We start from the raw sequence: 12750 nt of genomic DNA, 5'->3' as shown, positions 1-12750 counted from the left end.
AAAGAACACAATGAGGGTATTTGTCATGTCCCATGTCCTGACGTTGCTTGGCTTTTCTCCATACTCCACTCGGCCCTGTGGAGGTGCTCAATGAGTATTCCCAGCCTGGCCTTGCCCCTGACGATAGAACAGCAGACCGAACGCCTGAGTGAACGCAAAGCCCTGCGCCGCGCAGCCACCGCCAGCTTTATGGGTAACTTTGTCGAGTGGTTCGATTACGCGGCTTACGGTTATCTGGCCACCGTGATTGCACTGACCTTCTTCCCGCAGACTGACGCCGCCACCGGCTTGATGGCCACCTTTGCAGTGTTTGCCCTGTCATTTATCGTGCGCCCGATGGGTGGATTGATCTGGGGCCATTTTGGCGACAAATATGGGCGACGCAGCGCCTTGTCCTGGTCGATCCTGATCATGACCGTCTCGACCTTTTGCATCGGTATCCTGCCGGGTTACAACCTGATCGGCCTATGGGCCCCGGCCCTTTTGCTGTTGATCCGAATGGTGCAAGGCTTTTCGGCCTCGGGTGAGTACGCCGGTGCTTCGGCGTTTCTGGCCGAATACGCGCCTGATGGTAAACGCGGTTTTTACACCAGTATCGTGCCCGCGAGCACGGCGGCCGGGTTGCTGTTTGGCGCGCTGTTTGTGGCCTGCATGCACGCCGTGATGACCAGCGAAAACCTTCACGACTGGGGCTGGCGCCTGCCGTTTCTGCTGGCTGCGCCCTTCGGCCTGGTGGGGCGATACATTCGCATGAGCTTGCAGGACTCCCCTAAATTCCTGGAGATGGAAAAACGTCTGGAAGCCAAGGAGTGCGCCACCCATGCCCCGGTTCGTGAACTGCTCACCGTGCATCGGCGGGCTGTCACCATCGGCATTGGCGTGACCTGTTTGAATGCGGTGGCCTTTTACCTGTTGCTCAGCTACATGCCCACCTACCTGTCGACCGAAATGGGCATGAGTGAGGGTGATTCGTTTATCGCCTCAACCGTGTCTCTGGCGACTTACATCGGCCTGATCTTCCTGATGGGTAAACTGTCCGACCGCTTTGGCCGCAAGACCATGCTGGTGATGGCTTCTGTGCTGTTTTTGCTGCTGACCTTCCCGCTGTTCGGCATGCTCGGCAACCCGTCGCTGGTTGTCATCTTGATGATCCAGATAGCCTTTGGCGCGATTCTGGCGATGAACGATGGCACCTTGCCGTGTTTTCTGGCCGAGATATTCCCCACGCGCGTGCGTTTCAGCGGCTTTGCCTTCAGCTTTAACGTTGCCAATGCTGTTTTTGGCGGCACCGCGCCGTTTATTGCCACTTGGTTGATCCATATGACCGGCAACAAAATGGCCCCGGCCTGGTATTTACTGGCCGCCGCAGCGGTCGCATTGGTCGCCATGCTGGCCAGTCGCGAGACCGCGCATAAAGCCTTACAGGATTGACACTCACCCGGGGGCGTAGCTCTTGTAGCCGCTGACGAGGAACGAAGGCTGCGATCGACGGCGAAGCCTTCGTAAAACCATCCGACTCGGTGTTTGGGTGTATATCCATTGCTGCGGTAACGGCCACTCAAGGTTGCGGCCTTACGCCGCGTTACTTTGAGAAGCGCAAAGTAACCAAACGCTCTTGCCCCTGCCACTCGGTGCCTCGCTTTGGCTCGGCATGCCCTCACACAGGCATTGCTCCGTAGGCCGCCGCGATCGGCCATCCATGGCCGTGTCGCGGCTAACCCGGCGTCCTGCCGGGTTACCTACTGCGCACTACCTGTGTTCGGCCAGCGTGGCTTAATGGGGCGCCTTAAGATCAAAAGCCAAAGCAAGATCAAACGCCAAAGCAAAATCAAAAGCTCGCAGCCTTCGTTCCTCGTCAGCGGCTACAACCATTGCAGTGATATACCCAGGCTGCCTTACTCAGTGCAACGCCACCTGTTTACGCTCGCCAATCGGCGAAACCCCGAACAACCGGCTGTAGCATTTGGAAAAATGCGCCGCCGACACAAAACCGCAGGCGAGGGCGATGTCCCGCACCTGAGACTCGCTGCGCAGCAACAGACTGCGGGCACGGGCCAGACGCAGCTCCAGGTAATACTGGCTCGGCGTACGCTGCAAGTGCTTGTGAAACAGACGCTCAAGCTGGCGCACTGACACCTCGTTCAAACGCGCCAGATCTTCCAGACTGACCGGCTCTTCAAGGTTGGCCTCCATAATGGCCACCACCTGACTGAGCTTGGGTTGTGATGTGCCCAGTTTCTGGCGCAAGGGCACGCGCTGTTGCTCTTGAGCACTGCGCGGGCGATCACACAGCAACAGCTCGGCAGCATGCGCGGCAATCTCCCGGCCGCCGGGTTCACGGGCGATCAATTGCAAGGTCATGTCCATCGACGCGACCCCGCCTGAACAGGTGTAACGGTCGCGGTCCAGTTCAAACAACTGGTTGGAAATAATGATCCCGGGGAAGTGATCTTTGAGGGTTTCAATATCTTCCCAGTGAATGGTGCAGCGATAGCCCTTGAGCAACCCGGCGCGGGCCAGCCAATAACTGCCGGTGCAAATACCGCCCAGTGCGACCTGTTCGTGGGCGAGTTTGCGTAACCAGTTAAGGGTAGGGCGGCTGCTGAGGTGTGAAACGATCGGGTTTGAACCCACGATCAATAAAATGTCCAGTTTTGGTGCATCACCCACCGCGTAATCGGGCAGGATGCGCATGCCATTACTGGCGGTGACCGGATTGAGGTCCGGGCCGATGATAACGGTACGAAACATCTCCCGGCGCGCCGCCATATTGGCCATACGCAGGGTTTCGATGGCCGAGGCAAAGCCGATGGTGGTGAAGTTTGGTATCACCAGAAAGCCCACCGTTTTAACGATGGGTTCTTTGTACGTTGACGCTGTAACCGGTGTAGCCATCCTTACAGTCCTCTTTACGGTCCTGGACGCCTCTAGCGTCGGGTTCGCGCAGGATTGGAGTGGCCAGCGCCCGCGCTATGGGCCGTAAAGAAGCATTTGTTGTGCCACCGGTCCAGGGCGGCTTATTCAGGTAAATAACGGTCGCTGACATAGCCTGAGTAATCGGGCAAAACGCTTTCTATTTTGCCTTGCTCTTTTAAAAACAAAGCCGTTTGAGCGAGATCTTTCGCGGTGCCACCGCCTAACAGTGCCGGTGTTTTTTGCTCGGCGGCAGAAGGAAAGTGCGCCCCTTGCAGCAACTCAGGAATGTCGGCGGCATTGGCGCCCGTGAGAGCGGCGATCTTTTTCACCTGCTCCGAGTCGGCGGTCCAATCGGCCTGATGGGCGTTGTAATCGGCGATGGCCTCAAGACTGACCCGGGTGAAGGCCTTGAGAGCCTCCGGGTGTTGCTCGGCAAAGTCCTTGCGCGCGACCCAGACTTCAAAGGTTGGCGCGCCCCATTCACTGACCTGGCCTGCGTTAGTGAGGACTGTGCCGGTTTTGCGGATTTCGCCCAACGCCGGAGACCAGGTAAACGCCCCGTCAATATCGCCACGCTTCCAGGCCGCAGTGATTTGCGCGGGGCTGAGGTTAACCACCTTGACCTGTTGCGGGGTGAGGTTCCAATGCTTCAAGGCACCCAGCAAACTGTAGTGCGAGGTCGACACAAATGGCGTGGCAATGGTTTTGCCAATCAGGTCTTCAGGTGTGTCGATGCCGCTGCCGTTGCGCACCACCAGTGCTTCCGAACCCTTGATTTGCGCTGTGACGATAAAGGTGACCAAGGGCACGTTGCGCGACGTGGCGGCAGCGAGAGGGCTGGAGCCCAGATTACCGATTTGCAGATCGCCTGAGGCCAGCGCTGCAACAACGGCAGGGCCAGAATCAAAGCGACGCCAGTCAATCTTCTCGCCTATCGCTTTTTCGTATCGACCTTCAGCTTGAGCCAGTTTGGTCGGGTCGATGCCCGTGATATAGCCGATGGTCAAATCAGACGCCTGAGCGGCGAGACTGAAACCGGTGATTGAAAGGGCAATAAACAACGAGCGAACGGACATGGGCTGGACCTTGTTAAAAGAGAGGAAGGCAGTCCGGTGATCCGGTGCAGACGAATGTAAGTGCTTTAAATAAAAGGGGAAATACTGTTTTGGAACTAGCTTAAGCAATCTGCAGCGTGCCCGACACTGGACAGCACGGACGAAATCATCGCAGGCTCCGTCGCAGAAACTGCGCCGTGCGCGACATAATTTCAAAAATGAGTGAGCAACCATGAGCGAGCCACACACCGGACAGTCCCCAGCGGTAGCCCGCGAGGCCGATATTTTGATCATTGGCGGGGGGCTGAGCGGCACCCTGTTGGCCATGCAACTGCTGCGCCTGCCGGGTGCGCGGCGCATCGTTCTGGTTGAGCCAAGAGCCGAGTTGGGACGCGGCGAGGCCTACAGTGCCACTGAGCTGGGGCATACCTTGAACGGCAATGCCGCACGTATGAGCATCGAACCGGATGACGCGGACGATCTGACCCGCTGGCTGCAGGCGCATATTGCTGGCGGCGGTTGGCCCGAGTCAGCTAAACAGTCGGTGCCGGTGGCCGAACTTTTTCCGCCGCGCGGTTTATTTGGGCTGTATGCCCAGCAACGACTGGGCGAGGCGCTGGTTATCGGTGAAAGCGCAGGGTCAACGTTGACCCATGTGCGCGATGAAGTGATTGACCTGCACACCCATGAGCAGGGCGTGAATGTGACGCTCAAGGCGGGCAGCGAATGGCGAGCGGCATCAGTGGTGTTGGCCACGGGCATGTTTGCAGCAGCGCGTACCGCGCAGCGCCAGTCCAGCGGGCTGAATGCGGCGGCCCTTGACCCGTGGAATGTCGAGGCGCTGCGCGCACTGCCGGTCGATGCGAGGGTGCTGATCATCGGTTCCGGGCTGACCATGGTCGATGCACTGGAATCGCTGAATCAGGCAGGTCATCGCGGCCCGATCGATGTGTATTCGCGCCACGGTCTGTTGCCTCACGTACGCCGTCAGCCTCCGGCATGGGAAGACTTTCTGATCTTGGCCCCGCAGCTACGCAGCCCCTTGCACTTGCTACGCGAATTGCGCCGCCAATGTGGTTTGGCGCAAGCGCAGGGCGTTGATTGGCAAGCACCGCTGGACACCGTGCGCGTGCATATCGCCAGGCTCTGGAGCCAGGCCAGTGACACACAGCGCCGCCAGTTCGTGCGCCATGTGCGGCCCTGGTGGGAAAGCCATCATCACCGCTCACCGCCTCAAGGGGATGCCCTACTGCAGGGACTGCTCAAGGAAGGGCGGCTGACCATTCGTGCGGCGTCCTTGCAAGCCGTCGACAGCAGCGGCCCACAGCCGCGTATTCGTCTGCGTCCCCGCGGCCAGGCGCAAACCCTGTGGGTGCAAGGCGACGGGCTGATCAACTCCACCGGCATCGAGTACGACTGGCGTCGGGTGGACAAAGCGCTGCCCCAGCATTTGTTACAACGCGGGCTGATCCAACCCGGAAATCTGGGATTGGGGATTGCTGCGAATCACGATGGCGCCATACTCAACGCCGAAGGCGTGCCAGCCCAACGATTGTTTGCAATGGGCCCGCCGTTACGCGGCCAGTGGTGGGAAAGCACCGCCGTGACCGATGTGGCGTCACAGGCCAAAGCGCTGGCACAGCGGTTAACGCTGAACCCCCCATCCTCGTAGCCGCTGACGAGGAACGAAGGCTGCGATCGGCGGCGCAGCCGTCGTAAACCGGGGAGGTTAGTTTTAACTGAAACACCGAGAGCCCCAAAATACGACGGCTACGCCGCCGATCGCAGCCTCGCATTACTCGTCAGCTGCTACGAGATTCGCGCAGTTGATTAGCCCCCGCAGTAATCGGATAGCGATCCGCAGTAAACGGATAGTTGCTTCCCTGTTCATTCCTTACGCTGACGTTGCCTGAATAATAACAACGGAGGCCCTGGCCATGTCCCTGGGAATCGACTACTTGAATGCCATGCTTGAGGAAGAGAAGGGCGTCCACCGCTGCAAGCGGGAGATGTTTACCGATCCGCGTCTTTTTGAACTCGAAATGACCCATATTTTCGAGGGTAACTGGATCTATCTCGCACACGAGAGCCAAATTCCCAACGTCAATGACTTTTTGACCACCACCATGGGCCGTCAGCCCATCTTTATAGCGCGCAACAAGGCCGGTGAACTCAACGCGTTTCTCAACGCCTGTAGCCACCGCGGTGCCATGATCTGCCGCCACAAGACCGGCAACCGCGCAAGCTATACCTGCCCGTTCCACGGCTGGACCTTTAACAACAGCGGCAAACTGCTCAAGGTCAAAGACCCGAGCGAAGCCGGCTACCCCGAAGGTTTCAACTGCGAAGGCTCCCACGACTTAACCAAAGTGGCGCGTTTCGAGTCTTATCGCGGCTTTTTGTTCGCCAGCCTCAACCCCGACGTCAGCTCGCTGGCTGAACACCTGGGCGAGTCGGCCAAGATCATCGACATGATCGTTGACCAATCCCCTGATGGGCTGGAAGTGCTGCGTGGTTCCAGCTCGTACATCTACGAAGGCAACTGGAAACTCAGCGCTGAAAACGGTGCCGATGGGTACCACGTCAGTTCCGTGCACTGGAATTACGCCGCCACGCAAAACCAGCGCACCCTGCGCGAAGCCGGCGAAGAAATCAAAACCATGAGCGCTGGCAGCTGGGCAAAAAGTGGCGGTGGCTTCTACTCGTTTGACAATGGCCACCTGCTGCTCTGGACGCGCTGGGCCAACCCGCAAGACCGCCCGGCCTACGAGCGCCGTGACGAACTGGCACGTGACTTCGGCAAGGCCCGCGCCGACTGGATGATCGAGAACTCGCGCAACCTGTGCCTGTACCCCAACGTTTACCTGATGGACCAGTTCAGCTCGCAGATTCGCATCGCCCGGCCAATCTCGGTGAACAAAACCGAAATCACCATTTACTGCATAGCCCCCAAAGGCGAGAGCAGTGAAGCCCGGACCCAGCGTATTCGCCAATACGAAGACTTCTTCAACGTCAGCGGCATGGCCACCCCGGACGATCTTGAAGAGTTCCGCTCGTGCCAAACCGGTTATGGCGCTGGCCGTGGCTGGAACGACATGTCACGCGGCGCAGAACACTGGATCGACGGCGCCGATGCGGCCGCCGAAGAAATCGACCTGAAACCGCTGCTGTCCGGTGTGCGCACCGAAGACGAAGGGCTGTTTGTGCTGCAACACAAGTATTGGCAGGAGACCATGCTCAAAGCCGTTGCCGCCGAGCCTGCCTTGATCCCTGTGGAGGCTGTGTGATGACCGACACCTACAGCATCGTGCGGGACTTTCTGTACCGCGAAGCGCGCCATCTGGATGACGCGCAGTGGGATCAATGGCTGGAACTGTACAGCGCTGATGCCAGCTTCTGGATGCCGGCCTGGGACGACAACGACACCCTGACCGAAGACCCGCAAAGCGAAATCTCGCTGATCTGGTACGGCAACCGGGGCGGCCTTGAAGACCGCGTATTCCGCATCAAGACCGAGCGGTCCAGTGCCACCATGCCCGACACCCGCACCTCGCACAATTTAAGCAACATCGAGATCGTCGAGCAGACCGAAGGGCTGTGCCACGTGCGTTTCAATTGGCACACCCTGAGTTTTCGCTACAAGACCACTGACAGCTACTTCGGCACCAGCTTCTACACCCTCGACATGCGTGGCTCGCAGCCACTGATCAAGGCCAAGAAAGTGGTGCTGAAAAACGACTACGTGCGTCAAGTCATCGACATCTATCACATCTGACCAACGCGCGGCGAGTGACGCTGGGCGCCTGCGGGCGCTGCGGGCTTGGCCGTGCGTGCGAGGTACATCATGAGTTTTCAGATCGCACTCAATTTTGAAGACGGGGTCACCCGTTTTATCGAAGCCACCGGCCATGAAACCGTCGCCGACGCGGCCTATCGCCAAGGCATCAATATCCCGCTGGACTGCCGTGACGGCGCTTGCGGCACCTGCAAATGCTTTGCTGAAGCCGGGCAATATGACCTGGGCGATGAATTTATTGAAGACGCCCTCAGCGATGACGAAGTGCAGCAGGGCTACGTCCTGACCTGCCAGATGCGCGCGGCCAGCGATTGCGTGTTGCGTGTGCCAGCCTCCTCGGCGCTGTGCAAAACCCAGCAGGCCAGCTTCGAAGCGACCATCAGCGACCTGCGCCAACTCTCTGAAAGTACCATTGCGCTGTCGATCAAGGGCGAGTCCCTGAGCCGCCTGGCGTTCTTGCCGGGCCAGTACGTCAACCTGCACGTTCCGGGCAGCGAGCAGACCCGCGCTTACTCCTTCAGCACCCTGCAAAAAGAGGGCGAAGTCAGCTTCTTGATCCGCAACGTACCGGGCGGATTGATGAGCAGCTTTCTGACGGGGCTGGCCAAAACAGGGGATAGCATGACCCTCGCCGGGCCGCTGGGCAGTTTCTACTTGCGTGTGATACAGCGCCCGCTCTTGCTGCTGGCGGGCGGCACCGGCCTGGCTCCGTTCACCGCCATGCTCGAAAAAATCGCCGAGCAAGGCAGCGAACACCCGGTGCACCTGATCTACGGCGTGACCAACGACTTTGATTTGGTCGAGCTCGACCGCCTTCAAGCCCTGAGTGCACGTATCGCCAACTTCAGCTTCAGTGCCTGCGTGGCCAACCCGCAAAGCCAGCACCCGCTCAAGGGCTATGTGACCCAGCATATCGAGCCTCAGCACCTCAATGAGGGCGATGTCGACGTCTACCTGTGCGGCCCGCCGCCGATGGTTGAAGCCGTCAGCCAGTACATCCGCGAGCAAGGCATCACCCCGGCCAACTTCTACTACGAGAAATTCGCGGCTGCCGCGGCCTGATCCCTGATTAAGCGAGGTTGTAATGAACCGATTCGACAACAAAGTCGCGCTGGTCACCGGTGCCGCTCAAGGCATCGGCCGCCGTGTCTGCGAACGCCTGTTAGACGAGGGCGCACAAGTGATCGCGGTCGACCGCTCCGCACTGGTGCATGAATTGAAAGGGCCGGGCGTGCTGACCTTGATGGCAGATCTGGAACTTTACGCTGACTGCGCCCGCGTCATGGCCTCGGCGGTGTCCACCTTTGGCCGCCTCGACATCCTGATCAACAACGTCGGCGGCACAATTTGGGCCAAACCGTTTGAGCATTATCAGGTCGAAGAAATCGAAGCTGAAGTGCGTCGCTCGCTGTTCCCGACCCTGTGGTGCTGCCACGCGGCGCTGCCCTACATGCTCGATCAGGGCCAGGGCGCCATAGTGAATGTTTCTTCAATCGCTACCCGCAGCGTCAACCGCGTCCCGTACGGCGCGGCCAAGGGCGGCGTGAATGCCCTGACCGCGTGCCTGGCGTTCGAGAACGCCGAGCGCGGGATTCGCGTCAACGCCACCGCACCGGGCGGCACGCAAGCACCGCCCCGACGGATCCCGCGCAATGGTGCCGAGCAAAGCACGGACGAAGCCACCTGGTATCAGCAAATCGTCGACCAGACCTTGGACAGCAGCCTGATGAAACGCTACGGCACTCTGGACGAACAAGTCGGTGCGATCCTGTTTCTGGCCAGCGACGACGCTTCCTATATCACCGGCGTGACCCTGCCTGTGGGCGGCGGCGACCTCGGCTGAGCCGTACATAAATCACTGGAGAACACGCCATGACCCACGCCCTGATTGAAAGCCTGACCACGATCATCGTCGACTTGCCCACCATCCGCCCGCACAAGCTGGCGATGCACACGATGCAAAAACAGACCTTGGTCATTCTGCGCCTGCGCTGCAGCGACGGCATCGAAGGCATCGGTGAAGCCACCACCATTGGCGGGCTGGCCTACGGCTATGAAAGCCCGGAAAGCATCAAGGCCAACATCGACGCGCACCTGGCGCCGATGCTGATGGGCATGGCTGCGGACAACATCAACGCGGCCATGCAGACACTCGACAAAATCGCCAAGGGCAATACCTTCGCCAAATCCGGCATAGAAAGCGCACTGCTCGACGCCCAAGGCAAACGTCTCGGCTTGCCGGTCAGCGAACTGTTGGGCGGGCGCGTGCGTGACAGCCTGGAGGTGGCCTGGACCCTGGCCAGCGGTGACACCGCCCGCGACATCGCCGAAGCCGAACAGATGCTCGACGTTCGCCGTCACCGTATCTTCAAACTGAAAATTGGTGCCAACCCGCTGGAGCAAGACCTCAAGCATGTGATCGCGATCAAAAAGGCCCTGGGTGACCGTGCCAGCGTGCGCGTTGACGTCAACCAGTATTGGGACGAGTCCCAGGCCATCCGTGGCTGTCAGGTCTTGGGCGACAACGGCATCGACCTCATTGAGCAACCGATCTCACGGGTTAACCGCTCGGGGCAAGTGCGCCTGAACCAACGCAGCCCGGCGCCGATCATGGCCGACGAATCCATCGAAAGCGTTGAAGACGCGTTCAGTTTGGCCACCGAAGGCGCAGCCAGTGTATTTGCCCTCAAAATCGCCAAAAACGGCGGCCCGCGTGCCGTACTGCGCACCGCACACATCGCCGAAGCAGCGGGCATCGCCCTGTACGGCGGCACCATGCTTGAAGGTTCGGTCGGCACTTTGGCGTCGGCCCATGCCTTTCTGACCCTTAAGCAACTGACCTGGGGCACCGAGCTGTTCGGCCCGTTGCTGTTGACCGCCGACATCATCACTGAGGCGCCGCAGTACCGTGATTTTGAACTGCACATCCCGCGCACACCGGGCCTTGGCCTGAGCATCGACGAAGAACGCCTGACGCACTATCGCCGCCACTGATCCCACTCGCCATTGACCTTCAAGGAGACCCGCATGCTCTTCCACGTAAAAATGACCGTCAACCTGCCGATTGACATGGACCCGACCAAAGCCGCGGCCCTCAAGGCCGACGAAAAAGAACTGGCCCAGCGCCTGCAACGCGAAGGCATCTGGCGCCACCTGTGGCGTATCGCCGGGCATTACGCCAACTACAGCGTGTTCGACGTCGCCAGCGTTGAAGCCCTGCACGACACCCTGATGCAACTGCCGTTATTCCCCTACATGGACATCGAGATCAACGGGCTGTGCCGTCACCCATCCTCGGTCCACAGCGACGACCGGTAAAACGAACAGTTCCTTGCATAAAAACAAGATGAGGTGAACAGCATGACCGTGAAAATTTCCCACACCGATGCCATCCAGAGCTTCTTCAAAGAAGCCGCCGGCTTTGCCAATGACAGCGGCAGTACGCGCCTGAAAACCATCGTGCTGCGCGTGCTGCAAGACACCGCTAAAATCATCGAAGACCTCGACATCAGTGAAAACGAGTTCTGGAAAACGGTGGACTACCTCAACCGTCTGGGCAATAGATCAGAAGCGGGATTACTGGTGGCGGGACTGGGCATCGAACACTTCCTCGACCTCTTGCAGGACGCCAAAGACCAGCAGATCGGCTTGACCGGCGGCACCCCGCGCACCATCGAAGGCCCGCTGTACGTAGCTGGCGCACCGCTGAGCGCAGGCGAAGCGCGCATGGACGACGGCAGCGAAGACGGCGTCGGAACGGTCATGTTCCTAGAGGGGCAAGTGTTCGACAGCCATGGCCAACCCCTGCCAGGGGCCACCGTCGACCTGTGGCAAGCCAACACCCGAGGCACTTACTCCTTCTTTGACCCAAGCCAGAGCGAATACAACCTGCGCCGCCGCATCATCACTGACGCGCAGGGTCGATACCGTGCGCGCAGCATCGTGCCCTCCGGCTATGGCTGTGACCCACAAGGCCCGACCCAGGAATGCCTGGACCAACTCGGCCGCCACGGCCAGCGCCCGGCCCACGTACACTTCTTTATCAGCGCGCCGGGGCAGCGTCACCTCACGACCCAAATCAACCTGTCGGGCGAGAAATACCTGTGGGACGACTTCGCCTACGCCACCCGCGATGGCTTGGTGGGCGAAGTCATCTTCCGCGTAGACGGTGCACGAGGAATAGAAGGGCGCTATGCCGAAATGAAATTCGACTTTCAACTGCAACAAGCGGTGGACAGTACGGCAGAGAACAGAAGCGACCGGCCGCGGGCGATGCAGGTGTAATCGCAAGAAACTGAAATTCGCGACCATGCCGATTACACAACTCATGTAGCCGCTGCCGAGGAACGAAGGCTGCGATCGGCGGCAAAGCCGCCGTACACCGGTCAACCCGATGCACCAGGCACTCCCTCATTATCGTGCTTGAGCGTTCATTGCATCCTCGAACGTAGCCTCGCGCCACTCGTCAACTGCTACGGGCGGCAAAAATCCCTGTAGCCGCTGCCGAGCTCCGCGAGGCTGCGATCGGCGGCGCAGCCGTCGTAAAACCATTCATGGCGGTGCATCAGGCCGATCACAATGGCCGGGGGGGTTGAGCTCCATATGAATCGCAGTTATTGAACTTACGACGAGTGGATCTTTGAACGAGGGTCGTTTTCTTGTCGCCTTGCCAGAGAAATTGGGTGGTTTTGCCGTCGATGTCTTTGGCGATGCGTCGGCCGAAGGCGTCGTAGCGGTAGGCGACGTCGCTGCCGTCGGGCAGGGTGATGCCGATCAGGAGATCTTCTGAAAGCGTAGCTCAGATGAGAAATTTATTTCTGAAACAGCTGACAGCTTCTTTGTTAAAGAACGCGTGAGTTTTAGCTTGGGAGTTTATTGAGTAACAAGAGCGCCTCTATTTTTTTTGGTTTTCTGGCTTTGGGATATTCAAGTGACGCTGCCGTTTTCGAGCCCTATAATTGCGCTGGAGGAAAATTAAATAGG

At 59.2% G+C, this 12750-nt stretch carries 12 protein-coding genes; 10 read left to right on the top strand and 2 right to left on the bottom strand.

Features of this window, described 5'->3' with window-relative positions; all coding sequences use genetic code 11:
• Positions 1-90 precede the first annotated feature (90 nt).
• Positions 91-1431: an MFS transporter gene (locus ACI7MX_RS21935; RefSeq protein WP_405591721.1), complete on the top strand. Its 1341-nt coding sequence runs from the start codon at positions 91-93 to the stop codon at positions 1429-1431.
• A gap of 468 nt (positions 1432-1899) precedes the next feature.
• On the opposite strand, the gene ACI7MX_RS21930 is transcribed toward ACI7MX_RS21935, so the two are convergent.
• A complete protein-coding gene (locus ACI7MX_RS21930) occupies positions 1900-2895 on the bottom strand; it encodes a GlxA family transcriptional regulator (RefSeq protein WP_314485843.1) in 996 nt (331 codons plus the stop codon).
• 122 nt (positions 2896-3017) lie between these two features.
• Complete coding sequence (gene tauA / locus ACI7MX_RS21925) at positions 3018-3992, bottom strand: taurine ABC transporter substrate-binding protein (protein ID WP_405591718.1); 975 nt, start codon at positions 3990-3992, stop codon at positions 3018-3020.
• Positions 3993-4203: 211 nt separating this feature from the next.
• On the opposite strand from tauA, the gene ACI7MX_RS21920 reads away from it, so the two are divergent.
• The 9 genes from ACI7MX_RS21920 to ACI7MX_RS21880 all read left to right on the top strand — a co-directional run bounded on the left by ACI7MX_RS21920 (position 4204) and on the right by ACI7MX_RS21880 (position 12556).
• A complete protein-coding gene (locus tag ACI7MX_RS21920; RefSeq protein ID WP_405591715.1) occupies positions 4204-5643 on the top strand; it encodes an FAD/NAD(P)-binding protein in 1440 nt (479 codons plus the stop codon).
• Between the two features lie 265 nt (positions 5644-5908).
• Complete coding sequence (benA, locus tag ACI7MX_RS21915; protein WP_405591712.1) at positions 5909-7258, top strand: benzoate 1,2-dioxygenase large subunit; 1350 nt, start codon at positions 5909-5911, stop codon at positions 7256-7258.
• On the top strand, positions 7258-7746 hold the full coding sequence (benB, locus tag ACI7MX_RS21910; protein WP_405591709.1) for a benzoate 1,2-dioxygenase small subunit: 489 nt from the start codon (positions 7258-7260) through the stop codon (positions 7744-7746). Before benA ends, benB begins: the two co-directional genes overlap by 1 nt.
• 69 nt (positions 7747-7815) lie before the next feature.
• A complete protein-coding gene (gene benC, locus ACI7MX_RS21905; protein WP_314485852.1) occupies positions 7816-8829 on the top strand; it encodes a benzoate 1,2-dioxygenase electron transfer component BenC in 1014 nt (337 codons plus the stop codon).
• Between the two features lie 22 nt (positions 8830-8851).
• Positions 8852-9610 carry a 1,6-dihydroxycyclohexa-2,4-diene-1-carboxylate dehydrogenase gene (locus tag ACI7MX_RS21900; protein WP_314485854.1) on the top strand — a complete coding sequence of 253 codons (759 nt, stop codon included), beginning with the start codon at positions 8852-8854 and terminating at the stop codon, positions 9608-9610.
• 29 nt (positions 9611-9639) lie between these two features.
• The gene (locus ACI7MX_RS21895) at positions 9640-10761 is read left to right on the top strand and encodes a muconate cycloisomerase family protein (RefSeq protein ID WP_405591704.1); all 1122 of its coding nucleotides are present in this window, start codon (positions 9640-9642) and stop codon (positions 10759-10761) included.
• A 33-nt stretch (positions 10762-10794) separates the two neighbouring features.
• Complete coding sequence (catC, locus tag ACI7MX_RS21890; RefSeq protein WP_314485858.1) at positions 10795-11085, top strand: muconolactone Delta-isomerase; 291 nt, start codon at positions 10795-10797, stop codon at positions 11083-11085.
• 42 nt (positions 11086-11127) lie between these two features.
• Positions 11128-12051, top strand: a complete 924-nt coding sequence (catA, locus tag ACI7MX_RS21885; protein WP_405591700.1) for a catechol 1,2-dioxygenase — start codon at positions 11128-11130, stop codon at positions 12049-12051.
• Between the two features lie 355 nt (positions 12052-12406).
• Positions 12407-12556, top strand: a complete 150-nt coding sequence (locus tag ACI7MX_RS21880) for a hypothetical protein (RefSeq protein WP_405591697.1) — start codon at positions 12407-12409, stop codon at positions 12554-12556.
• The last annotated feature ends 194 nt before the right edge of the window (positions 12557-12750 follow it).

The organism is Pseudomonas sp. 2024-210 (assembly GCF_045062345.1).
Taxonomy (GTDB): domain Bacteria; phylum Pseudomonadota; class Gammaproteobacteria; order Pseudomonadales; family Pseudomonadaceae; genus Aquipseudomonas.
This window is presented reverse-complemented; position numbering and strand designations above follow the sequence as displayed.

What these genes read in the sequence shown, in the direction of transcription:
- ACI7MX_RS21895 (WP_405591704.1), top strand. Translation starts at nt 9,640, where the DNA reads ATGACCCACGCCCTGATTGAAAGCCTGACCACGATCATCGTCGACTTG.
- benB (WP_405591709.1), top strand. Translation starts at nt 7,258, where the DNA reads ATGACCGACACCTACAGCATCGTGCGGGACTTTCTGTACCGCGAAGCG.
- benC (WP_314485852.1), top strand. Translation starts at nt 7,816, where the DNA reads ATGAGTTTTCAGATCGCACTCAATTTTGAAGACGGGGTCACCCGTTTT.
- tauA (WP_405591718.1), bottom strand. Translation starts at nt 3,992, where the DNA reads ATGTCCGTTCGCTCGTTGTTTATTGCCCTTTCAATCACCGGTTTCAGT.
- ACI7MX_RS21900 (WP_314485854.1), top strand. Translation starts at nt 8,852, where the DNA reads ATGAACCGATTCGACAACAAAGTCGCGCTGGTCACCGGTGCCGCTCAA.
- catA (WP_405591700.1), top strand. Translation starts at nt 11,128, where the DNA reads ATGACCGTGAAAATTTCCCACACCGATGCCATCCAGAGCTTCTTCAAA.
- ACI7MX_RS21920 (WP_405591715.1), top strand. Translation starts at nt 4,204, where the DNA reads ATGAGCGAGCCACACACCGGACAGTCCCCAGCGGTAGCCCGCGAGGCC.
- catC (WP_314485858.1), top strand. Translation starts at nt 10,795, where the DNA reads ATGCTCTTCCACGTAAAAATGACCGTCAACCTGCCGATTGACATGGAC.
- benA (WP_405591712.1), top strand. Translation starts at nt 5,909, where the DNA reads ATGTCCCTGGGAATCGACTACTTGAATGCCATGCTTGAGGAAGAGAAG.
- ACI7MX_RS21930 (WP_314485843.1), bottom strand. Translation starts at nt 2,895, where the DNA reads ATGGCTACACCGGTTACAGCGTCAACGTACAAAGAACCCATCGTTAAA.
- ACI7MX_RS21935 (WP_405591721.1), top strand. Translation starts at nt 91, where the DNA reads ATGAGTATTCCCAGCCTGGCCTTGCCCCTGACGATAGAACAGCAGACC.